Raw genomic sequence first — 20,803 nt, 5'->3', positions numbered from 1 at the left:
CGGCCGGCGCCGCGAACAGCACCGCCGAACCGCTTGCCGCACCACGGCCGGGCGTCGTCCGCACGGCCGTGCACCTGAACTGCGTGGCGCCGGGTCCCCACCTGGCGCCGTAGCTCGCGTGGTTGTCGCTCTTACGCTACGAGTCGTAGCGTAACTCCCCGCGGGACCTCGCGGTCCGTGATCTGAACCACACCGTGCGGGGTCCTGGCGGTTCCGCTACTGGCGGGTATGGTCACCGTCCATGCGCAACCCCGTCTCCGGTTCCGGCCGCACCGGCCGCCCCCGCAGCGCCACGGCGGACGCCGCGATCCTCGCCGCCACCAGGGACGCGCTGGTCGAGCTGGGCTGGTCGAAGCTGACCATGGGCGACGTCTCGGCCCGCGCGGGGGTCGCCAAGACCACCCTCTACCGCCGCTGGGCGGGCAAGAGCGAGCTGGTCGTGGACGCGGTCGCGGAACTCTTCGACTCCCTCGAACTCCCCGACCGGGGCTCGCTCCAGGCCGACATCGAGTACGTCGTCCTGCGGTTCGCGGAGCTGCTGCGGCGCCCGGAGGCCCGTACGGCGCTCATGGCGGTGGTCGCCGAATCCACCCGCGACGAGGCGCTGCGCGGGCGGATCCGGTCGGCGATCGTGGACCGGCAGAAACGTCTCGTCGTCCTGGGCCGCGAGCGCGCGCAGGCCCGCGGCGAACTTCCCTACGAAGCGGACGAGGACCTCGCCGGGCGCACCACGGACCTGATCTTCGACGTCATCGCGGGCACCGTGGTGCACCGCGCCCTGGTGAGCGCCGAACCGGTGGACGAGCTGTGGGTCGCCGCCTTCACCACCCTGCTGATGCACGGGCTGCTGGGCGCGGACGGGGCGGCCCCAGCCTGACGATTGGCACCCGGCGCACGCGGGGCCGGCCGCGGCACGCTCCGCGCGCGCCACGACCGGCCCTCCGCTCGCCGGATACCGTCCGGCCGGCGCCGGACGCGGGATCAGAAGCCGGGCGGCTCCGTGTAGGTGCCCCACTCGTCCCGCAGCACGCCGCAGATCTCGCCGAGCGTCGCCTCGGCCCGTACGGCGTCCAGCATGGCCGGGATCATGTTCGACCCGTCCCGCGCCGCCGCCAGCATCGCGTCCAGACCCGCGCGGACCTTCGCGTCGTCGCGGCGGGCCTTGCGCTCCTTGAGCTCGCGGACCTGGACCACCTCGACCTCGTGGCTGACGCGGAGGATCTCCAGGTCACCGGTGACGGAGCCGTGGTGCACGTTGACGCCGACGACCCGCTTGTCGCCCTTCTCCAGCGAACGCTGGTACTGGAAAGCCGACTCGGCGATCTCCCCGGTGAACCAGCCGTCCTCGATGCCGCGCAGGATGCCCGAGGTGATGGGACCGATGGGGTGCCGGCCGTCGGGGTGGGCGCGCAGCCCGCGCTCCCGGATCTGGTCGAAGATCTTCTCGGCGTCGGCCTCGATCCGGTCGGTGAGCTGCTCGACGTACCAGGAACCGCCCAGCGGGTCGGCCACGTTGGCCACGCCCGTCTCCTCCATCAGCACCTGCTGCGTGCGCAGGGCGATCTCGGCGGCCTGCTCGCTCGGCAGCGCGAGGGTCTCGTCGAGGGCGTTGGTGTGCAGGGAGTTGGTGCCGCCGAGGACCGCCGCGAGGGCTTCCACGGCCGTGCGCACGACGTTGTTGTACGGCTGCTGGGCGGTCAGCGAGACGCCGGCCGTCTGGGTGTGGAAGCGCAGCCACATGGACTTGTCGGACTGCGCTCCGTAGACCTCCTTCATCCAGCGCGCCCAGATCCGGCGGGCGGCGCGGAACTTGGCGATCTCCTCGAAGAAGTCGAGGTGCGCGTCGAAGAAGAAGGACAGCCCGGGCGCGAAGTGGTCCACGTCCATGCCGCGCGAGAGCCCGAGCTCGACGTAGCCGAAGCCGTCGGCGAGGGTGTAGGCCAGCTCCTGCGCGGCCGTCGCCCCGGCTTCGCGGATGTGGTAGCCGGAGACGGAGAGCGGCTTGTAGGCGGGGATGCCCTCGGCGCAGTACTCCATCAGGTCGCCGATGAGGCGCAGGTGCGGCTCGGGTTCGAAGAGCCACTCCTTCTGGGCGATGTACTCCTTGAAGATGTCGGTCTGCAGCGTGCCGTTGAGCAGGGCCGGATCGACGCCCTGGCGCTCGGCGGCGACGAGGTACATGCAGAAGACGGGCACGGCGGGCCCGCTGATGGTCATCGACGTGGTGACGTCGCCGAGCGGGATGTCCCGGAACAGGACCTCCATGTCGGAGGCGGAGTCGATGGCGACCCCGCAGTGGCCGACCTCGCCCAGCGCGCGCGGGTCGTCGGAGTCACGGCCCATCAGGGTGGGCATGTCGAAGGCGACCGAGAGGCCGCCGCCGCCCGCCGCGAGGATCATCTTGTAGCGCTCGTTGGTCTGCTCGGCGTTGCCGAACCCGGCGAACTGCCGGATGGTCCAGGTCCGCCCGCGGTAACCGGTGGCGTGCAGGCCGCGGGTGTACGGGTACTCGCCCGGCCAGCCGATGCGCTCGAAGCCCTCGTAGGTGTCCCCGGGGCGGGGGCCGTACACCGGCTCGACCTCGTCGCCGGAGAGCGTGGTGAAGTCGGCCTCGCGGGTGCGGGCCCTGTCGTAACGGGCCTGCCAGCGAAGGCGGCCTTGCTCGATGGCGTCAGCGTCCATGCTTCGAATTTACTAGGACGTCCTAGTAAATGTCGATGGCCCACCCCGGGAAGTCGTCCCGGGGTGGTGTGAGATCGAGCGCGCCTCCAGTGCGGAGGGCGGCGTCAGGCCTGCGCGGCCGCGGCCTGCGGGGCGCCGTTCACCAGGGGCTCGATCTCGGCGCGGACCTTGCGCTCGACGAAGAACGCCGCGAGCGGGATCGTGCCGGAGAGCATGACCCACAGCATCTTGCCGAAGGGCCACTTCGCCTTGGAGCCGAGGTCGAAGGCGAAGACGAGGTAGATCATGAAGAGCACGCCGTGGGCCTGGGAGACCACGAAGGTCAGGTCCGCGCCCTTGTCGAAGCCGTACTTGAAAATCATGCAGGTGCACAGCACCAGCAGCATCACTGCGGTGGCATAGGCCATCACCCGGTAGCGGGTCAGCACGCTCTTCTTCATGCCACTGAGCCTAACCGTCCGTTTTGCGCGATCTTGACCGGGGCCCGCTTCCCGGCCGGCGGGCTACTTCGCGTCGAAGTCGTCCGCGGCCACCCGCAGCGGCCTGAGCAGCGCGAAGATCTCCCCGCACTCCTCCGCGTCGTAGGCGCCCAGCCCGAAGTCCATCGCCATCAGGTCCCGGGTCGCCGCCTCGACGACCTCGCGGCCCTTGTCGGTGATCGAGGCGAGCGTGCCGCGGCCGTCGTTCGGGTTGGGGCGCTTGGCGACCAGGCCGGAGCGGACCAGGCGGTCGACGGTGTTCGTCACCGACGTCGGGTGCACCATGAGGCGCTCGCCGATCTTCGACATGGGCAGCTCGCCGGCCTTGGAGAAGGTCAGCAGGACGAGTGCCTCGTACCGCGCGAAGGTCAGTCCGTACGGCTTCACCACCGCGTCGACCTCGCCGAGCAGGATCTGGTGCGCGCGCATGATCGAGGTGATCGCTGCCATCGAGGGCACCGGTCCCCAGCGCTGCTGCCACAGTTCGTCGGCGCGGGCGATGGGGTCGAAGGGGAGACTGAGCGGCTTGGGCACGGACCAGACCCTACCCGCCGGTCATTTGCGGGCGGAGGCCGTCTCACTCTTCGGCCCGTGGGGTTTCCGGGGCCCGTGCGGCCCGTGCGGCGTCGGCGCGGCCGTCGCGCGGAGCTCCGCGAGCAGGAACAGCACGACCGCGGTGCCGAGCACCCCGGACCCCGCGACCACCAGGTGGACTGGCGCGAACTCCGCCGCGATCCCGGCCAGCGCCATGCCGACGCCCTGGAGGGTCATCAGCCCCGTGCTCAGCAGGGTCATGGCCCGGCCGCGCAGCTCGTCGGGGACCGCGTCGACGTACCACTGGTCCAGGCCCAGCGTGTAGGCGTGGGCCAGTCCCGCCGCAAGCAGGAGCACCAGCAGGACCGCCACGCCCGGCCGGACGGCGTACCCGAGGAGCGGCAGCGCGCCGACGGCCGCCAGCGGCGCCACGATGCGCGAGCGGGCGGCGGCGCCGAGCGCGGAGCCCGCCCACAGCTCGCCGGCGATGGTGCCGACGGGCATCGCGCACATCAGCAGGCCCAGTACGGCCGTACCCGCGCCGATGCCGTCCGCGTACGGCGCCATCAGCGCCTCCGGTACGACGACGAACAGCGGCGGCAGCCAGAACATCAGCGTGATCGCCCGCAGCCTGCGGTCGCCGAAGACCGCGCCCACGGCGGCGAACGGCGAGGTGCGCCCCGCCCCGGCGGCCCGCGCCGGACGGGCGCGGGTCCCCCAGCGCAGCAGCAGCGCGGAGCAGACGAAGGTGGCGGCGGTGATCGCGATCGCCCCGCGCGGCGAGAGCGCGGTGAGCAGGATCCCGCCGACGCCGAAGCCGATGAGCTGGGCGCTCTGGGCCACCATCCGCAGGAGCGAGCGCCCGAGGACGTAGGCGTCCCCGTCGCCGAGGATGTCGGCCAGCGAGGCGTTGCGGGTGCCCTGGAAGAGCGGCGCGACGAAGGCCATGGCGCACCGCAGCACGAACAGCAGCGCGACGGGCGTCCCCGGCAGCACCATCGCGGCGGCGCAGGCGGCACAGACCAGGTCGCAGACGACGAGCACCCGGCGGGCGGGATACCGGTCGGCGACCCCCGCGAGGAGGGTGCCGCCGAGGGCGTAGGGCAGGAACCCGAGGGCGAAGGTGAGGGCGCTGAGGAGGGGGGAGCCGGTGACCCGGAAGACGAGGACGGTGAGCGAGATCTCCGCGACGACGAGCCCGAGGACGGACATGAGGTGCGCGGCGAAGACGGGCCGGAACTCGCGGACCCGGAAGGCCGCGCGGTAGCCGGGAGGTGCGGTTGCCATGCCCGCAGCCTGCCGGGGCCCCCGGGGGCGCCCCAGTGATTCGGCCCTGCCCGAATGACCCCGGCGGGCTGGCCGGGCAGGCGCCCTTGTCGGCCGTCAGGGCGTGAGCCGCGCCAGTTCCCGCCCGATCGCCGCGCGCAGCGCGTCGTGCTGCGGGCCGAGCGCGTACCGCCCGTCGCGCCACCGCTCCGGCGGGTACAGCCACACGGGTTTGCCCACCAGCTCCCCCGGTTCCCAGTCGAACCGTGGCCAGACGTGCGCGTGCAGGAAGGGGTCGGTGTTCCCGAGGATCTCCAGGTTGACCCGCCGGAAGGCGGGGTCCAGTGCCGAGCAGGCGCGCTCGACGGCTTCGCCGAGCGCGTCCATGCCGGCCAGGAACGCCAGCCGCCCGGCGCGCGGGAGGTCCGAGAGCCGCTGCACGGCCGGATCGTCCGCCAGCAGTACCGAGTACCCGGGGAGGAACTGGACGTCGCCGATCACCGCGAAGCCACCCTCCAGCCGCCGGAGCACCGTGGGGTTCTCGCCCCGCAGCGCGCTGCCGATCCGGTCCTGCCGCCAGTCGTCATTGGTGATCATGGCGGGCGAGCCTACCGGGCCCCCGGCCGCCACCGGCCGGTTCGCGTCACCCGGACGGGCCAAGGCGGGCCGGTGGGGGCCGGATCGCCCGGTCGGGGGAATCCGGGTCGCCGCGTTGCCGGGCGTGGCCTTGAGTGGGGGTATCGACTCTGGACCGAGCACTGGAGGGACCGTGCGGCCGGAAGGCTTCGACTACGAGACCCACAGCCGTCTCGCCGGTCCGTTCGCGGAGCCGGAGCCCGGTCCCGACGGTGTCTACCGGGTGGCGTACCGGTCCCTGCTGGCGCGGGAGCCGCACCGAATACGGGCCGTCGCGCTCATGACGCTGGCTCCGGCGCTGTCCGCCGTGCTCTTCCTCTACCTCGTCTGGCCGACCCACTGGACCGTCCGCGAGGGGGCCGCCCGGTGGCTGGTCCACTGCGACACCGTGATGCTCGTGTCCATCGCGTCGATCATGCTCTTCATGTTCGTCAACGTGGTGTCCATCGCCCACGCGACGATGATGGCCCGCGATCCGGTCCCGGTGCCGCCCGAACCCGGCGTCCGGGTCGCGTTCCTGACGACGTACGTGCCCGGCAAGGAGCCGCTCGCCATGCTGCGGGCCACCCTCCAGGGGGCCGTACGGGTCCGCCACCCCGGCCCGCTCGACGTCTGGCTCCTCGACGAGGGGGACGACCCGGACGCCCGGAAGCTGTGCGCGGAACTCGGCGTACGGCACTTCACCCGCAAGGGCGTGCCCGAGTGGAACACCCGCAAGGGCGCCCACCGGGCCAGGACCAAGCACGGCAACTACAACTCCTGGCTGGTCCGGCACGGCGACGACTACGACGTCTTCGCCTCCGTCGACACCGACCACGTCCCGGCGACCAACTTCCTGGAGCGGATGCTCGGCTACTTCCGGGACCCCGACACCGCCTTCGTCGTCGGCCCGCAGGTGTACGGGAACTACACGACGGCCGTCACCAAGGCCGCCGAGTCCCAGCAGTACCTCTTCCACGCGCTGATCCAGCGCGCGGGCAACCGCTACGGCGCCCCCATGTTCGTCGGCACCAACAACGCCGTCCGGATCAGCGCGCTGCGCCAGGTCGGCGGGCTGTACGACTCGATCACCGAGGACATGGCCACCGGCTTCGAGCTGCACCGCCGCCGCAACCCCGCCACCGGGCGGCACTGGCGTTCCGTGTACACCCCGGACGTGCTCGCCGTCGGCGAGGGCCCGGCCTCCTGGACGGACTTCTTCACCCAGCAGCTGCGCTGGTCGCGCGGCACCTACGAGACCCTCTTGCGGCAGTACTGCAAGGGGTTCTTCCGCACGCCCGCCGGGCGCCGGCTCAACTACACGCTGATGCTCGTCTACTACCCCATGACCGCCGTGAACTGGTTCCTCGGCGTCCTCAGCTGCGTCCTGTTCCTCTGCCTCGGCGCCTCCGGCACCGAGGTCTCCTCCGAGGTCTGGCTGATGCTCTACACGGACGCCGCGGCCCTCCAGGTGGGCCTCTACCTGTGGAACCGCCGCCACAACGTCTCCCCGCACGAGCCCGAGGGCTCCGGCGGGCTGGCCGGCATGGCGATGTCCGCGATCTGCGCGCCGGTGTACCTGGTGTCGCTGGGCTCGGCGGTGCTGCGCACCCGGGGCCGGTTCGTCGTCACCCCCAAGGGCGGCGACGCCAGCCCGGACCGGCTGTCGACCTTCCGGATCCACCTCTGCTGGGCGTTCGTGCTGCTCGTTTCGCTGGCCGCCTCGGTCCGCTACGGCCACACGCACGCGGCCATGCGGATCTGGGCGGTCCTCGCGCTGTGCGTCACCCTGGCCCCGCTGGCCGTCTGGGGCGTGACCGGCCTGCGCGGCCGCCGCGCCGGGGTCCGCGGACCCCGCGCGGCGCGCCCGCAGGCGCCCGGCACGCACCGTACGGAGAGCGGCACCGGGACCGGGAGCGAGCCCGCAGACGGATCCGGGAGCGGGCCCGGCGAGGACCCGCGGCCCGCCCTCGCCACCACGGGAGGGAACTGAGCCATGGCCCACCGCCCCTCGAAGCGGTTCAAGAAGACGGTCCTGGGCACCGGCGCGGCCCTCGTCCTGCTCGCGCTCAACGCCCCCGCCACGCTCTCCTTCGCCGGGGACGCCTTCCACGCGTACAAGATCGGGCAGCGCAGCTACAAGGTCCAGTACGGATCGTGGGACCTGGTCGACCTGCCCGCCGAGTACCGGATCAACGCCATGCACGCCGCGCTCCTGCACACCGGCAAGGTGCTGCTCATCGCGGGCTCCGGCAACAACCAGCGCAACTTCGACCGGGGCACCTTCGAGACCGTCCTGTGGAACCCGGCCGACGACACCTTCAAGAAGATCCCGACCCCCGAGGACTTCTTCTGCTCCGGGCACGCCCAGCTCCCCGACGGGCGGCTGCTGGTGGCCGGCGGGACCGCCCGCTACGAGGTCCTCGACGGCAAGGTCACCCGGGCCGGCGGCGGCATGCGGGTCAAGAACGAGAACCCCGACAAGGCCGTCACGCTGAAGAAGGGCACCCGCTTCCGCTCCCCGTCCGGGGTGGAGTACGTGTCCCGGTTCGACGTCACCGTGCCGCCGGCCACGCGCGGGTTCGAGGCCGCCCCGGGCGACGGCGGCGCAGCGACGCCCTGGCGGGCCCGGGTGACGGCGGCCGAGGCGCGGGTCTTCGTCGAGGCGGTGCGGGAGGGCCGCGAGGGCCTGACCACGCAGGCGGCCCAGTACCGGGTCCTCGGCCTGGCGGGCAGGGACGCCGAGGACGTCTACGGGCTGGCCGAGCGGCTCAGCACCGCCAAGCAGGACTTCCAGGGCATCAAATCGGCGTACGAGTTCGACCCGCGGGCGGAGAAGTACGTCCCCGTCGACCCCATGCGGGACGCCCGCTGGTACCCGACCCTCGTCGGCCTCCAGGACGGCCGGGTGCTCGCGGTCTCCGGCCTCAACGACGTCGGCGACGTGGTCCCCGGCGACAACGAGATCTACGACCCGCGGACCCGGACGTGGAGCAAGGGGCCCTTCCACTACTTCCCCACCTACCCGGCGCTCTTCCTCACCCGGGGCGGCAGCCTCCTGTTCACCGGCTCCAACGCGGGGTACGGCCCCAAGGACAAGGGCCGCGCGCCCGGCATCTGGGACCCGGCGGCGAACCGGTTCACGCCGGTCGGCGGGCTCGCCGACGCCGACCAGCTGGAGACCTCCTCCTCCGTCCTGCTGCCGCCCGCCCAGGACCAGAAGGTGATGGTGCTCGGCGGCGGCGGGGTCGGCGAGTCCCGGCTCTCCACCCGGCGCACCGCCGTGATCGACCTGAAGGCGCCGCACCCCGCCTTCCGCTCCACCGCTCCGCTGCCCCAGGGCACCCGCTACCTCAGCAGCGTGCTGCTGCCCGACGACTCCGTCTTCACCACCGGGGGCTCCTCCGACTACCGCGGCCGGGGCGCCTCCGACATCCGCAAGGCGCAGTTCTACTACCCGCGCCGCGACACCTTCGTGGCCGCGGCCGACCCCGCCGTGGGGCGCGACTACCACTCCGAGGCGCTGCTGCTGCCCGACGGGCGGGTGGCCACCTTCGGCTCGGACCCGCTCTTCGCGGACAAGGACAACACCAAGCTGGGGAAGTTCGAGCACCGCCTGGAGGTGTACACCCCGCCGTACCTCTACCGGGACCCGGCGCTGCGGCCCGTCCTGGGCGCGGGTCCGTCCGAGGTCGCGCCGGGCGGCCGGGCCGCCTTCGCGTCCCCGCACCCGGAGCGGATCGCCCGGGCCCGGCTGATGCGGCCGAGCGCGGTCACGCACTCCACGGACGTGGAGCAGCGCTCCGTCGAGCTGGGGGTGACCCGCACGGGCGGCTCGGTCACGGTGGAGGTCCCGGGCGACCCGACGCTCGTACCGCCCGGCTGGTACATGCTGTTCGCGGCCGACGCGGACGGGACGCCGTCGGTGGCGCGGTGGATCCGGGTCACGGAGCCGGTGACCGCGACGCCCACGTCCGACGTGGGGTGGATGCCGGCGGAGTGACGCCGGGGGGCGGCCTGCCGGGGGCGGCCTGCCGGGTCGCGGCGGGGTCGGCTCCCCCGGTCGCGCCGGGGCTCAGTCCTTGGCGCGGCGGGCGAGGCCCAGCGCGTAGTCCGGCCACCAGCGCCCGGCCTCCGGGCCGCCCCGGCAGGGGCCGTCCGATTCCCCGGGCCGCTTGACCCACAGGTACGCGTCGACCAGCGGGTCGCCCGTCCGGTCGGTGGGGCGCACGCCGAGCGCCCGGCCCGGCGGATTGCACCAGGCCTGCGGGCCGCTGCCCGGCAGCGGGCCCGCGCCGTTGCGGCTGGTGTCGATGACGAAGTGCTTGCCCCCGGTGCCGCGGGAGAGCGCGGCGCCGTACGCCCGGCCGGCCTCGTCCGGCTGGAAGTTGGACACGTTCAGCGAGAATCCGTCGGCCCGCTCGATGCCCGCCTTGTACAGCGGCTCGACCAGCTTCTGCGGGTCCGGGATCCACGCGGGGTTGCCCGCGTCGAGGTAGACCTTGGTGTTCTTGTTCCGCTTCAGCCGGTCGATGGCGTCCGAGAGCAGCTGGTAGCGCTCCTCGTGGTGCTCGGCCTGGGTGCAGCCGTCCACGACGTGCGGGACGGCGTCCGGTTCCAGGACCACGAGCGCCTGCGCGTCGCCGATGTTGTCGGCGAAGGCGCCGATCCAGCTGCGGTAGGCGGTGGCGTTCCAGGCGCCGCCGGCCGAGTGCTGGCCGCAGTCGCGGTAGGGGATGTTGTACGCCGTGAGCACCACCGTCCGGTGCGCCGCGCGGGCCCCTTCGACGGCCCGGCGGATCTCCGGACCCGGATCGTCCCCCGCCCCCCACAGCGCCATCGGCTGGTCCGCGATCCGGCGCAGCACCTGGGCGTCACCGTTGCGTCCCTGCGCCTCCCAGGCCTCGACCTGGCGGGCGGCGTCGCTCTGCGGGTCCACCCAGTACGGCGAACCGGCGCCCTGCGGGTCGGCCGGCGCGGCCGCCGGGGTCCCGACGGGGGCGGCCCCCGGCCCGGAGGAGGTACAGGCGGTGGCGGCCGCCAGCGCGAGGAGGACGAGGCTGGTCAGGGTGGTGGTGCGGCGGCGGCCTGGCATCCGGCTTCCTCGGTGCGGGCGGGGCGGGCAGCGGACCGGGACATCGTGACATGACGGACACGTGACGCGGCCGCGACGCCCCGCGCGGTGCCCCGCCGGGCCGGGTCGGGACGCGGCCGGGTCAGGACGCGGCCGGGTCCGCCCCGGTGGCCAGCGCGATCCCGAGCGGCGTGCGCTCGTAGAACACCTGGTGGCGGTGGCGGCGCGGCTCCAGCAGGCCCGCCCCGCGCAGCGCGTGCAGGTGCGCGGAGACGGAGGACGGCGCGAGGCCCAGCCGGTGGGCGAGCGCGGTCGTGGAGGCCGGTTCGCGCAGCGCGCACAGGACGTCGGCCCGCGCGCGGCCCAGCAGCCGGGCCAGGGCCGCCGGGGTCTCCTCGGCGGCCTGCGACCACAGGGCGCCGATCCCGCGGGCCGGATAGACGACGGTCGGCTGCCAGGGCGGGTCGTACCCGCCGACCACGTCGGGCCAGACGAAGGCGCTCGGCATCAGCAGCACGCCCTGGCCGTCGAGACAGCGGTCGTGGTGGGTGCGGCGGTGCAGGGTGAGCGTGCCGTCGGACCAGGTGAGGTCGGGGTGCAGCCCCTCGAACAGCCCGGCCAGCCCGGAGGCGGCGAGGCGGCGCGAGTGGAAGAGGATGTCGGCCTCCAGGATGGCTCGCAGCCGGGGCCAGTGCGGGGCGATCAGCGCGTGCCAGGCCCGCTCGGTGAGGTCGGCCAGGGTGCGCACGGCGCGCTCGGGGTCGGCGAGCAGCTCGCGCCCGGTCTCGCTCTCCAGCGCGCCGGGGGTGCAGGAGAGGGAGAGCCGGATCTCCTCGTGCGCGGCGACCGGGTCCACGCCGCGGACCCGGGCCAGCTCCTCCTCGAAGGTGACGTCGGGGCCGAGCGGGGGCGGGCAGAGGAAGTCCGGATTGTGCCCGCGCACCGGCATGAGCAGCCACAGCGGCCGCAGGTCGAGCCCGGCCGCGGCGTCCCGGATGCCGTGCAGCCAGGGCAGGTGGTACCCCTGCCGCTCGGGCCGCTTCAGCGTCCGCACGGCCTCGGCGGTCTCCCAGCGCGGCGAGATCGCGAACCGGCACCGCAGCAGATCGGCCGCCCCGAACCGGTAGTGCACGGCCATGTCGCTCCCCTTCCCCGTCCTCCTCTGCCCCTGCCGTGGCCCACCGGCCGCGGGCCGACGTGGGCGGGACTACCCCAGGTAGGGCGTGGAACGGCGCTCACAGAAGTGTTCCAGGCGCAACCGCTGCGTGGGGTGCATGGGCAGGGAGGCCAGTTCGCCCGGCTCGACGAACCTCAGTTCCGTGCTCTCGTCGGAGATGGCGAGCGTGCCGCCGACGACGCGCGCCGTGAAGCAGACGTTGAACTGTCGCCGCACTTCCCCGTCGCTGTACTCGATGATGTGACGGGGGTCGGTGTACGTGCCGACGAGTCCGGTGATCTCCACGTCCAGGCCGGTCTCCTCCTTCACCTCCCGGACAGCGGTGCCGGGCAGCGAGTCGCCCAAGTCCATGCCGCCGCCGGGCAGCGCCCACAAGGCGTTGTCCCGTCGCCGTTGCAGCAGGATGCACCCCTGGTCGTCGGTGACCACCGCCGAGGCGGCGACGACCATGCTGTTCGGCTCGGGCGCCTGCGGATCGTCGTAGTACTCGGTCCGTGTCACGCGTCAGTCCTCCACGGGTCGGGCTGTCTCCCACACAGCGGTGAAGCTGTCCGCGTAGGTGTCGAACATGCCTCCGTCGCCGTGGCGACGGAGGTGCCACACGGGCGCGCCGTACGCGTTGACACCCCACACGTGGGCGTTGACGAGTGCTTGGTCATCGGCTCGGTACACGCTGTTGTAGAGGGTCGTCCCGTGCGTGCGCAGTTCGATGCCCGGCACCCCGGCCAACGGGCGGTAGTGCATGAGGGCGAGGCGGCAGCGCGAATCGATGCCGTGCCCGAACTTCTCTTCCCGCCCGCGCCGGCGGACGTTGTCACTGTCCGCGTCCCCGACGGCGATCCGGACTCCGCAGCCATCGGCGGCCCGCTCCCGCAGGAGATCGTTCAGCCGGGGGTACGCCTCGTGCAGGAACACGGCCGCGTACACCAGCAGGTCGATGCGCTCCTGCGCGGACGCGAGGAGATCGACGAAGACGGACACCGGAAGGTCCGCCCGCTGGCCGTACAGGGCGACGAGTTCCGGGCTCACGGCCCGCGCGGCACGTGCCTGCCGGAGCGCCGGCCAGAGGGCGTGGACGTCCTCGCCCAAGGCGAAGGCGGCCTTGAGCGCCGTTCCCCGCCGGGGAACGCGCCCGAGGTTCACCCACCGCTCGACGCTCTTCGGGTCCACTCCCGTGGCCGTCGCCAACGCGGCATGCGTCCAGCCGCCCGCTGCCATCACGGCTCGCAACCGCTCATTGCCCATAGGGACGTTCTACAGGGCATGGGACGTCCCGAAGTGGCAGACGTACGAGGTTCCTCCGTCCCGGTGACGGGCTGCACGATCAAGGGGACAGCAGCGCGACGAAGGGATGCGGGATGAGTGACACGGTGACGGACGCGACCACGGACGCACGGGCGTGGGAGTACGTGACCTACGCGCCGGCGGGAGCGCGTTGTTCCGCGTGCGAGCGGGTGATCAAGCCCCTTGAACCCGTCCGCCGGGGCCGGCAGGACCGTCCGTCCGGGCCTCCCGCGGTGGTCTACCGGCACACCGGTCGATGCCCCGGCCGGGGCGTGGCCGCGTGAGGGACATGCAGCAGTGGCGGGACGCTCACACCCGGGCCGATGACGCCGCCAGCTCCCTGCACGCGGCCTTCGCTGCCCTCGGGGTCCCCACCGGCACCCTCAGAGGCATGCGGCCGACCGTGACCTGCGACGGGCGCCCCGGCGTGCACCTGGGGACGCTCCCGGCCGAAGTGGTCGAGCGGATGGCGGAGGCCATGCGTGTCGGCGAGATCTCCGCCGCACCGTAGGGCCGGGCGGCAGCGTTGCCGCCGAGGCGGCCCGCGCCCCCTCAGCCCTCCGCGAGGTGCCGTTCCACCGTTGCGATCTTCGAGGTCATGCCGTCGCTGACGCCGGGGCGGATGTCGGCCTTGAGGATGAAGGAGACCCGGGGCGCCCGTGCCTCCACGGCGGCCACCGCGCGCCTGACCACGTCCATCACCTCGTCCCACTCGCCCTCGATGGTGGTGAACATCGCGTCGGTGCGGTTCGGGAGGCCCGACTCGCGCACGACGCGGACCGCGTCGGCGACGTACGCGCCGACCTCTTCGCCGACCCCCAGCGGGGTCACGGAGAACGCGACGATCATGCCCGCGCCGCCTCGCGCGCCCGCGCGGCCAGCACGCTGCTCGCCTCGTCGCGCTTGAGGATCCGGTCGCCGAAGAGGCCGCCGAAGGGCAGCAGCGCGAACAGGAAGAACAGGGCGACCTTCTTGAGCGGCCACTTCGCCTTGAGCCACACGTCCAGCAGGAAGACCGCGTAGATCACGAAGAGGATGCCGTGCAGGATGCCCAGCGGCATCATCAGGTAGTCGATGTCGGAGATCCGGCTCAGCAGCGAGCCGAAGATCAGCAGGGCCGGGAACGACAGCGCCTCGGGTACGGAAATGAGGCGCAGCCGGTGCAGGGCGGAGGCGGTCTTGATGTCCACAGGGAACCTTCGGGGTGGAGGCCGGGGGTCGTTCCCAGTGTCTCAGCAGGCCCGGCGGCCCTTCCGGCGGGTCCGGCTATGACGGATATCGGCCATGGGGCTCTGTTCGCACCGGCCCGCTGCCGTTAACGTCGTCCCGTGGCTCAGTTCCGACTCCAAGGCAGCAAGGTGCTCGCCGTCGACCTGACCGGCGACGCCGTGAAAGCGAAGAACGGCTCGATGGTCGCGTACGACGGTCAGATGGCCTTCAAGAAGATGACCGGCGGGGGCGAGGGCCTCCGCGGGATGGTCACGCGCCGTCTCACCGGCGAGCAGATGACGATGATGGAGGTACAGGGACACGGCACCTGCTTCTTCGCCGACCGCGCGAGCGAGATCAACCTGGTCTCCCTGCGGGGCGAGAAGCTGTACGTCGAGTCCAGCAACCTCCTGTGCACCGACGCCGGTCTGCGCACCGGCACCACCTTCACCGGGCTTCGCGGCGGGGCGACGGGCAACGGCCTGTTCACCACGACCGTCGAGGGCTCGGGGCAGGCGGCGATCATGTCCGACGGCCCGGCCGTCGTGCTGCGGGTCAGCGGCCAGTACCCGCTCTCCGTGGACCCGGGCGCGTACATCGCGCACACCGGCAACCTCCAGCAGCACTTCCAGTCCGGGGTGAACTTCCGCACCCTGATCGGCGAGGGCTCGGGCGAGTCCTTCCAGATCCGCTTCGAGGGCGAGGGCCTGGTCTACGTGCAGCCCAGCGAGCGCAACACCATCGGGGGCGACCTCTGATGCCGTTCCGCGAGATCAACTCGAAGATGATCGAGGCCCAGGTGGCTCCCGGGCAGAAGCTCTACAGCCAGCGCGGGGCGATGCTCGCCTACCGCGGCGAGGTCTCCTTCACCCCCGACCTGACCGGCGGGCAGGGCGGCGTCATGGGCATGATCGGGCGCCGGGTGGCGAACGAGCAGACCCCGCTGATGACGGTCGAAGGCAACGGCACCGTGATGTTCGGCCACGGCGGCCACCACATCCAGGTCATCAACCTCTCCGGCGAGACCCTCTACGTCGAGGCGGACCGGCTGCTCGCCTTCGACGGCACCCTCCAGCAGGGCACGATGTTCATGGGCTCGCAGGGTGGGGTCATGGGCATGGTGCGCGGCCAGGTCACCGGCCAGGGCCTGTTCACCACGACCCTCAAGGGCCACGGCGCGGTCGCGGTGATGGCGCACGGCGGGGTCATCGAGCTGCCGATCACCCCGCAGCGCCCGGTGCACGTGGACCCCCAGGCCTACGTCGCCCACCACGGCGAGGTGCGCAACAAGCTCTCGACCGCGCTGGGCTGGCGGGACATGGTAGGCCGCGGTTCGGGCGAGGCGTTCCAGCTGGAGCTGTCCGGCCAGGGCGCGGTGTACGTACAGGCGTCGGAGGAGAAGCTGTGAACTACGGACCGGTGCCGGGCGGACCCGGCGGGCCGACGGTCTTCGACCCGCACACGCTGCCGTCCGACGACAACGTCAACGCCTACACCTTCTGCGTGGAACTCAAAGGGAGCCAGTGGTTCCTGCAGAAGGGCAAGATGATCGCCTATTACGGGCGGATCGAGTTCAACGGGATCGGGAACGGCCGGTTCGACCGGCTGCTGCGGACGAGCTTCCACTCGCCGCTGCACGCGAGCGACTGGGTGGTGGCCGAGGGGCAGGGCAAGATGCTCCTCGCCGACCGGGCCTTCGACGTGAACTCCTACGACCTGGAGAACGGGAACCTGACGATCCGGTCGGGGAACCTGCTGGCCTACCAGCCCACCCTCGCCCTGAAGCAGTCGATCGTCCCGGGGTTCCTGACACTGATCGGAACCGGGAAGTTCGTGGCCGCGTCCAACGGTCCGGTGGTGTTCATGGAGCCGCCGCTGCGGGTCGACCCGCAGGCGCTGGTGGGCTGGGCCGACTGCCCCTCGCCGTGTCACCACTACGACCACGGGTACATGTCCGGGGTGCTGGGCGGGCTGCGCTCGCTGACCGGGATCGGCGGCACCTCGGGCGAGGAGCACCAGTTCGAGTTCGTCGGGGCGGGCACGGTGCTGCTCCAGTCGACGGAGCTGCTGATGGCGGAGCAGGCGGTCGGGGCGGTGGGGGCCGGCGCGGCCGCGGGCAACGCGCAGGGCGTTCCGGGCGCCGGTCAGGGGCCGCTGGGCCAGCTGGGCGTGCCGCGGATGCCGGGGCAGCTGGGTGATCTCCAGCGGCGGTTCGGGCTGTGACCGCCCGGCGCGTGCCCTGGGGCCCGGCGTGCGGTGTGACATGCGGTGTGACATGCAATTTTTGTACGTAATTCAACTTCTTAGGTAGAGTTCATTCATGGAGACCATGGAGACCGAGACGGCCACTCGTTGGCTCACCGACGCCGAGCAGTGCGCCTGGCGCACCCACCTGGACGTCAGCAGACTGCTGATGCACCAGCTGGAAAAGGATCTCCAGCCCTTCGGGCTCACCAACAACGACTACGAGATCCTGGTCAACCTCTCGGAGTCCGAGGGCCTGCGGATGCGGATGAGCGACCTCGCCACCTCGACGCTGCAGTCCAAGAGCCGGCTCTCGCACCAGATCACCCGCATGGAGAGCGCGGGGCTGGTCATCCGGGTCAACTGCGAGTCCGACCGCCGGGGGCTGTACGCCGTGCTGACCGAGGCGGGCATGGAGCTGATGCGCAAGGTCGCCCCGCACCACGTGGCGTCCGTCCGCAAGCACTTCATCGACCTGCTGAGCCCGCAGGGCCTCGTAAACCTGCAGGCCTCGCTGGGGCCGGTGGCCGAGCACCTGCGGGACCGGCGCGGCAAGGCCTGAGCGGGCGGCGGCGGCCCGTCCCGACGGCCCGCCGCGCCGTCCGCGCCGGAATCCCCCAGCATGGTGAGGGGGCTTTTTTTCCGGCAAGGAGGTCAGCCATGCAGCGCCATCTGCTCGTCCCGTCCGCCGTGGCCGTGGTCCTGATGGCCGGCGGCCCGGTCGCGGCCGCCGCCGCCCCGAGCGCCGCCGACGCGGCCAGAGCGGGGGCCGCGGTCACCGCCGTACCGGCCGACGCATCGGCCGAGACGGCCGCCACCACGGCCCTCAAGCGCGTCCCGGGCGTCATAGAGTCCGTCGACAAGGACGGCTCCGTCTGGCACGTCGACGTGATCGGCAAGAACGGCAGGCACACCGAGCTGGAGGTCGACGCCCGCAGCGGCCGGATCACCCAGCAGAACGCCGACGACGACAGCGACGACCACGGCAACGACGGCGACCGCAAGGCGCTGATCGCCGCCAAGGTCACCGCCGTCAAGGCCATGAAGGCCGCCGTCGCCGCCCGTCCCGGCCAGGTCTGGTCCGTCAGCTGGGACGACGACAACGACAACGGCGGCCACGCCCGCTACTGGGACGTCGAGGTCAAGACCTCCGGCGGGAAGACGCAGAACGTCCACGTCGACCCCACCAGCGGCAAGATCCTCTCGTCGCACTCCGACAGCGGAGACCGCGACAACAACGACAACGACAGCGACGGGAACGACGACGGCAACTGACCGGCGCCGGCCCCGCCCGCCCCATCAGCCCTGGGTCAGGCTCTCCAGCAGCTGGTCGGAGGCCGCGTAGGGGTCCAGCGTCCCCTCCACCACCCGCTCGGCCAGGGCGTCGAGCCGCCGGTCCCCGTGCAGGTCGCCGATCCGCGAGCGCAGCGCGGTGACCGTGATGGTCTCCACCTCACGGGCCGCGCGCGCCGTGCGGCGCTCACCGAGCACCCCGTGCTCCTCCATCCAGGCCCGGTGCTTCTCCAGGGCCTCCACGACCTCGTCGATGCCCTCCCCGCGGGCCGCCACCGTCTTGATGATGGGCGGCCGCCAGCTGCCCGGCCCCCGGGATTCCCCGAGGCCCAGCATGTGGTTCAGCTCGCGGGCCGTGGCGTCGGCGCCGTCCCGGTCCGCCTTGTTCACGACGTACACGTCGCCGATCTCCAGGATCCCCGCCTTGGCGGCCTGGATCCCGTCGCCCATGCCCGGGGCCAGCAGCACCACGGAGGTGTCCGCCTGCGAGGCGATCTCCACCTCCGACTGCCCGACGCCCACCGTCTCCACGAGGACCACGTCGCAGCCCGCCGCGTCCAGCACCCGGATCGCCTGCGGGGCGGACCACGCGAGGCCGCCCAGGTGCCCGCGGGTGGCCATGGAGCGGATGTAGACCCCCGGGTCCGAGGCGTGGTCCGACATCCGCACCCGGTCGCCGAGCAGCGCCCCGCCGGAGAACGGCGAGGAGGGGTCCACGGCCAGCACCCCCACGCGCTTGCCCGCGCGCCGGTACGCCGACACGAGCGCCGAGGTCGACGTGGACTTGCCCACGCCGGGCGAGCCCGTGAGCCCCACCACGTACGCCCCGCCGGTCAGCGGGGCCAGGGCCGCCATCACCTCGCGCAGCTGCGGGGACGCCCCCTCGACCAGCGAGATCAGCCGGGCCACGGCCCGCGGCCTGCCCTCCCGGGCCTGGGCCACGAGCGAGGGAACGTCCACCGTCGTCATGCGATCAGCACCTACGCCTTCGAGCCGGAACCGGGAGCGGGCACGCGCACGATCAGCGCGTCACCCTGACCGCCGCCGCCGCACAGGGCGGCCGCGCCGACACCGCCGCCGCGCCGGCGCAGCTCCAGCGCCAGGTGCAGCACCACGCGGGCGCCGGACATGCCGATGGGGTGGCCCAGGGCGATCGCGCCGCCGTTGACGTTCACCCGTTCCGGGTCCACGCCGAGGTCCTTCATTGACTGCACCGCGACGGCCGCGAAGGCCTCGTTGATCTCGATCAGGTCCAGGTCCGCGACCTCCAGGCCCTCCTTCTTCAGGGCGTGCAGGATCGCGTTCGAGGGCTGCGACTGGAGCGAGTTGTCGGGTCCCGCCACATTGCCGTGGGCGCCGATCTCGGCGATCCACTCCAGGCCCAGCTCCTCGGCCTTGGCCCGGCTCATCACGACCACGGCGGCGGCGCCGTCGCTGATCTGGGAGGAGGTGCCGGCGGTGATGGTGCCGTCCTTGGCGAACGCGGGGCGCAGCTTGCCGAGGGACTCGGCGGTGGTCTCCGCGCGGATGCCCTCGTCCTGCGAGAACACGACCGGCTCGCCCTTGCGCTGCGGGATCTCGACCGGGGTGATCTCGGCCTCGAAGACGCCGTTCTTCTGCGCGGCGGCGGCGCGCTGGTGGGAGGTGGCCGCGAAGGCGTCCTGCGGGGCGCGCTCGATGCCCAGGCGGGTGTTGTGCTTCTCCGTGGACTCGCCCATCGCGATGTTCTCGAAGGCGTCCGTGAGGCCGTCGTAGGCCATCGCGTCGAGCATCTCGATGGCGCCGTACTTGTAGCCCTCGCGCGACTTGGGCAGCAGGTGCGGGGCGTTGGTCATCGACTCCTGGCCGCCCGCGACCACGATGTCGAACTCCCCGGCCCGGATGAGCTGGTCCGCCAGGGCGATGGCGTCCAGGCCCGAGAGGCACACCTTGTTGATGGTGAGGGCGGGGACGTTCATGGGGATGCCGCCCTTGACCGCCGCCTGGCGGGCGGGGATCTGGCCGGCGCCGGCCTGGAGCACCTGGCCCATGATCACGTACTGCACCTGGTCGCCGGAGATCCCGGCCCGGTCCAGCGCGGACTTGATGGCGAAACCGCCGAGGTCGGCGCCAGAGAAGGACTTCAGCGAGCCGAGCAGGCGCCCCATGGGCGTGCGGGCCCCGGCGACGATCACTGACGTGGTGTTGTTCGTTCCGGACATGAGGCACAGCCCCTTGGATGAGAGGAGTGAACGAGGGTTTACCCGAATGTACTGAGCGGTACCCCCGCCGTCACCGGGCTGTGGGTGTGATCGCTGGCACGTTGCGTGACCGCCCTCCTCCAGAGTGCACTGGTCCCATGCTGACAAGAATCGACCACATCGGGATCGCCTGCTTCGACCTGGACAAGACCGTCGAGTTCTACCGTGCCACGTACGGCTTCGAGGTGTTCCACTCCGAGGTCAACGAGGAGCAGGGCGTCCGCGAGGCCATGCTGAAGATCAACGGGACCTCCGACGGCGGCGCCTCCTACATCCAGCTCCTGGAACCCACCCGCGAGGACTCCGCGGTCGGCAAGTGGCTGGCCAAGAACGGCGAGGGCGTGCACCACATCGCCTTCGGCACCGAGGACGTCGACGGGGACTCCGAAGCCATCCGCGGCAAGGGCGTCCGCGTGCTCTACGACGAGCCGCGCAGGGGCTCCATGGACTCCCGGATCACCTTCCTGCACCCCAAGGACTGCCACGGCGTCCTGACCGAACTCGTCACCGCCAACCCCGAGCACTGACCGCCCGATTCCCCGGCCGGTAGAGTGAGCGGTGGCTCGGCCGGGGTTCGGTGCGTTGGGGGTCGGGGCCTGCGGGTTCCGGCCCGCCATCTGACACCATTCCCCCGGGGGCGTCGTTCAGCGGGCGGACGATGCTCATTTGGGAGTGAGCTTGCGACCAGGGGACGGATGGGACCGCG

Annotated in this window: 23 protein-coding genes; 10 read left to right on the top strand and 13 right to left on the bottom strand. The window is 72.2% G+C overall.

Going from position 1 to position 20,803, the window contains the following annotated elements:
- The first annotated feature begins 241 nt into the window (after positions 1-241).
- Positions 242-877 (top strand): TetR/AcrR family transcriptional regulator, encoded by a 636-nt coding sequence (locus AC0693_RS26585; protein WP_468464603.1) that lies wholly within the window; start codon positions 242-244, stop codon positions 875-877.
- Positions 878-981: 104 nt separating this feature from the next.
- Here AC0693_RS26585 and AC0693_RS26580 read toward each other — a convergent pair whose 3' ends face one another.
- From AC0693_RS26580 to AC0693_RS26560, 5 genes are all read right to left on the bottom strand, one after another.
- Positions 982-2,682, bottom strand: coding sequence for a coenzyme B12-dependent isobutyryl-CoA mutase large subunit (locus tag AC0693_RS26580; protein WP_469332474.1), 1,701 nt, complete (start codon positions 2,680-2,682; stop codon positions 982-984).
- Positions 2,683-2,786: 104 nt separating this feature from the next.
- The gene (locus AC0693_RS26575; RefSeq protein WP_356408126.1) at positions 2,787-3,122 is read right to left on the bottom strand and encodes a DUF3817 domain-containing protein; all 336 of its coding nucleotides are present in this window, start codon (positions 3,120-3,122) and stop codon (positions 2,787-2,789) included.
- Between the two features lie 63 nt (positions 3,123-3,185).
- Positions 3,186-3,695 (bottom strand): MarR family winged helix-turn-helix transcriptional regulator, encoded by a 510-nt coding sequence (locus tag AC0693_RS26570; RefSeq protein ID WP_356408129.1) that lies wholly within the window; start codon positions 3,693-3,695, stop codon positions 3,186-3,188.
- A 21-nt stretch (positions 3,696-3,716) separates the two neighbouring features.
- Entirely contained in the window at positions 3,717-4,982 is a 1,266-nt protein-coding gene (locus AC0693_RS26565; protein WP_478803085.1) for an MFS transporter, read from the bottom strand.
- A gap of 96 nt (positions 4,983-5,078) precedes the next feature.
- Complete coding sequence (locus tag AC0693_RS26560) at positions 5,079-5,558, bottom strand: HIT family protein (RefSeq protein WP_478803084.1); 480 nt, start codon at positions 5,556-5,558, stop codon at positions 5,079-5,081.
- Between the two features lie 172 nt (positions 5,559-5,730).
- Between AC0693_RS26560 and AC0693_RS26555 the strand changes: the two genes are divergently transcribed.
- Together AC0693_RS26555 and glxA are read left to right on the top strand one after the other, a co-directional pair.
- Positions 5,731-7,569, top strand: a complete 1,839-nt coding sequence (locus AC0693_RS26555; protein ID WP_478803083.1) for a glycosyltransferase family 2 protein — start codon at positions 5,731-5,733, stop codon at positions 7,567-7,569.
- Positions 7,570-7,572: 3 nt separating this feature from the next.
- A complete protein-coding gene (glxA, locus tag AC0693_RS26550) occupies positions 7,573-9,579 on the top strand; it encodes a radical copper oxidase GlxA (protein ID WP_469332466.1) in 2,007 nt (668 codons plus the stop codon).
- Positions 9,580-9,651: 72 nt separating this feature from the next.
- Here the strand turns inward: glxA and AC0693_RS26545 are convergent, their stop codons facing one another.
- The 4 genes from AC0693_RS26545 to AC0693_RS26530 form a co-directional block, all read right to left on the bottom strand.
- Positions 9,652-10,671, bottom strand: a complete 1,020-nt coding sequence (locus AC0693_RS26545) for a glycoside hydrolase family 6 protein (RefSeq protein ID WP_469332463.1) — start codon at positions 10,669-10,671, stop codon at positions 9,652-9,654.
- A 121-nt stretch (positions 10,672-10,792) separates the two neighbouring features.
- Entirely contained in the window at positions 10,793-11,788 is a 996-nt protein-coding gene (locus AC0693_RS26540) for an ArsR/SmtB family transcription factor (protein WP_478803082.1), read from the bottom strand.
- A gap of 69 nt (positions 11,789-11,857) precedes the next feature.
- Positions 11,858-12,328 carry an NUDIX domain-containing protein gene (locus AC0693_RS26535; protein ID WP_478803081.1) on the bottom strand — a complete coding sequence of 157 codons (471 nt, stop codon included), beginning with the start codon at positions 12,326-12,328 and terminating at the stop codon, positions 11,858-11,860.
- 3 nt (positions 12,329-12,331) lie between these two features.
- Complete coding sequence (locus tag AC0693_RS26530; RefSeq protein ID WP_478803080.1) at positions 12,332-13,072, bottom strand: XRE family transcriptional regulator; 741 nt, start codon at positions 13,070-13,072, stop codon at positions 12,332-12,334.
- 319 nt (positions 13,073-13,391) lie between these two features.
- Between AC0693_RS26530 and AC0693_RS26525 the strand changes: the two genes are divergently transcribed.
- On the top strand, positions 13,392-13,622 hold the full coding sequence (locus AC0693_RS26525; protein ID WP_478803079.1) for a hypothetical protein: 231 nt from the start codon (positions 13,392-13,394) through the stop codon (positions 13,620-13,622).
- A 41-nt stretch (positions 13,623-13,663) separates the two neighbouring features.
- On the opposite strand, the gene AC0693_RS26520 is transcribed toward AC0693_RS26525, so the two are convergent.
- A complete protein-coding gene (locus AC0693_RS26520; protein ID WP_478803078.1) occupies positions 13,664-13,960 on the bottom strand; it encodes an MTH1187 family thiamine-binding protein in 297 nt (98 codons plus the stop codon).
- Positions 13,957-14,301 carry a DUF3817 domain-containing protein gene (locus AC0693_RS26515; protein ID WP_356408158.1) on the bottom strand — a complete coding sequence of 115 codons (345 nt, stop codon included), beginning with the start codon at positions 14,299-14,301 and terminating at the stop codon, positions 13,957-13,959. Before AC0693_RS26515 ends, AC0693_RS26520 begins: the two co-directional genes overlap by 4 nt.
- Positions 14,302-14,439: 138 nt before the next feature.
- Between AC0693_RS26515 and AC0693_RS26510 the strand changes: the two genes are divergently transcribed.
- From AC0693_RS26510 to AC0693_RS26490, 5 genes are all read left to right on the top strand, one after another.
- The gene (locus AC0693_RS26510) at positions 14,440-15,078 is read left to right on the top strand and encodes an AIM24 family protein (RefSeq protein WP_356408161.1); all 639 of its coding nucleotides are present in this window, start codon (positions 14,440-14,442) and stop codon (positions 15,076-15,078) included.
- A complete protein-coding gene (locus tag AC0693_RS26505; RefSeq protein WP_469332457.1) occupies positions 15,078-15,728 on the top strand; it encodes an AIM24 family protein in 651 nt (216 codons plus the stop codon). The genes AC0693_RS26510 and AC0693_RS26505 overlap by 1 nt, the downstream gene beginning before the upstream one ends.
- A complete protein-coding gene (locus AC0693_RS26500) occupies positions 15,725-16,543 on the top strand; it encodes an AIM24 family protein (RefSeq protein WP_468464623.1) in 819 nt (272 codons plus the stop codon). Before AC0693_RS26505 ends, AC0693_RS26500 begins: the two co-directional genes overlap by 4 nt.
- Positions 16,544-16,649: 106 nt before the next feature.
- Positions 16,650-17,126 (top strand): MarR family winged helix-turn-helix transcriptional regulator, encoded by a 477-nt coding sequence (locus AC0693_RS26495; protein WP_478803185.1) that lies wholly within the window; start codon positions 16,650-16,652, stop codon positions 17,124-17,126.
- 98 nt (positions 17,127-17,224) lie between these two features.
- On the top strand, positions 17,225-17,839 hold the full coding sequence (locus AC0693_RS26490) for a PepSY domain-containing protein (protein ID WP_478803077.1): 615 nt from the start codon (positions 17,225-17,227) through the stop codon (positions 17,837-17,839).
- 24 nt (positions 17,840-17,863) lie between these two features.
- Here the strand turns inward: AC0693_RS26490 and meaB are convergent, their stop codons facing one another.
- Both meaB and AC0693_RS26480 read right to left on the bottom strand, forming a co-directional pair.
- Positions 17,864-18,826, bottom strand: coding sequence for a methylmalonyl Co-A mutase-associated GTPase MeaB (gene meaB, locus AC0693_RS26485; protein ID WP_356408169.1), 963 nt, complete (start codon positions 18,824-18,826; stop codon positions 17,864-17,866).
- An 11-nt stretch (positions 18,827-18,837) separates the two neighbouring features.
- A complete protein-coding gene (locus tag AC0693_RS26480; protein WP_469317887.1) occupies positions 18,838-20,058 on the bottom strand; it encodes an acetyl-CoA C-acetyltransferase in 1,221 nt (406 codons plus the stop codon).
- A gap of 137 nt (positions 20,059-20,195) precedes the next feature.
- On the opposite strand from AC0693_RS26480, the gene mce reads away from it, so the two are divergent.
- A complete protein-coding gene (gene mce, locus AC0693_RS26475) occupies positions 20,196-20,624 on the top strand; it encodes a methylmalonyl-CoA epimerase (RefSeq protein WP_354379916.1) in 429 nt (142 codons plus the stop codon).
- Positions 20,625-20,803 lie beyond the last annotated feature (179 nt).

The sequence above is a fragment of the Streptomyces sp. NPDC043876 genome, from assembly GCF_056435825.1.
Note: the sequence above shows the minus strand (reverse complement) of the source record. Positions and strands in the feature narration are given on the sequence as shown.

Bases quoted from the DNA above. Each gene is read 5' to 3' on its own strand.
- AC0693_RS26585 (WP_468464603.1), top strand. From the start codon at position 242: ATGCGCAACCCCGTCTCCGGTTCCGGCCGCACCGGCCGCCCCCGCAGC.
- AC0693_RS26580 (WP_469332474.1), bottom strand. From the start codon at position 2,682: ATGGACGCTGACGCCATCGAGCAAGGCCGCCTTCGCTGGCAGGCCCGT.
- AC0693_RS26575 (WP_356408126.1), bottom strand. From the start codon at position 3,122: ATGAAGAAGAGCGTGCTGACCCGCTACCGGGTGATGGCCTATGCCACC.
- AC0693_RS26565 (WP_478803085.1), bottom strand. From the start codon at position 4,982: ATGGCAACCGCACCTCCCGGCTACCGCGCGGCCTTCCGGGTCCGCGAG.
- AC0693_RS26560 (WP_478803084.1), bottom strand. From the start codon at position 5,558: ATGATCACCAATGACGACTGGCGGCAGGACCGGATCGGCAGCGCGCTG.
- glxA (WP_469332466.1), top strand. From the start codon at position 7,573: ATGGCCCACCGCCCCTCGAAGCGGTTCAAGAAGACGGTCCTGGGCACC.
- AC0693_RS26545 (WP_469332463.1), bottom strand. From the start codon at position 10,671: ATGCCAGGCCGCCGCCGCACCACCACCCTGACCAGCCTCGTCCTCCTC.
- AC0693_RS26540 (WP_478803082.1), bottom strand. From the start codon at position 11,788: ATGGCCGTGCACTACCGGTTCGGGGCGGCCGATCTGCTGCGGTGCCGG.
- AC0693_RS26530 (WP_478803080.1), bottom strand. From the start codon at position 13,072: ATGGGCAATGAGCGGTTGCGAGCCGTGATGGCAGCGGGCGGCTGGACG.
- AC0693_RS26520 (WP_478803078.1), bottom strand. From the start codon at position 13,960: ATGATCGTCGCGTTCTCCGTGACCCCGCTGGGGGTCGGCGAAGAGGTC.
- AC0693_RS26505 (WP_469332457.1), top strand. From the start codon at position 15,078: ATGCCGTTCCGCGAGATCAACTCGAAGATGATCGAGGCCCAGGTGGCT.
- AC0693_RS26495 (WP_478803185.1), top strand. From the start codon at position 16,650: ATGGAGACCGAGACGGCCACTCGTTGGCTCACCGACGCCGAGCAGTGC.
- AC0693_RS26490 (WP_478803077.1), top strand. From the start codon at position 17,225: ATGCAGCGCCATCTGCTCGTCCCGTCCGCCGTGGCCGTGGTCCTGATG.
- meaB (WP_356408169.1), bottom strand. From the start codon at position 18,826: ATGACGACGGTGGACGTTCCCTCGCTCGTGGCCCAGGCCCGGGAGGGC.
- AC0693_RS26480 (WP_469317887.1), bottom strand. From the start codon at position 20,058: ATGTCCGGAACGAACAACACCACGTCAGTGATCGTCGCCGGGGCCCGC.
- mce (WP_354379916.1), top strand. From the start codon at position 20,196: ATGCTGACAAGAATCGACCACATCGGGATCGCCTGCTTCGACCTGGAC.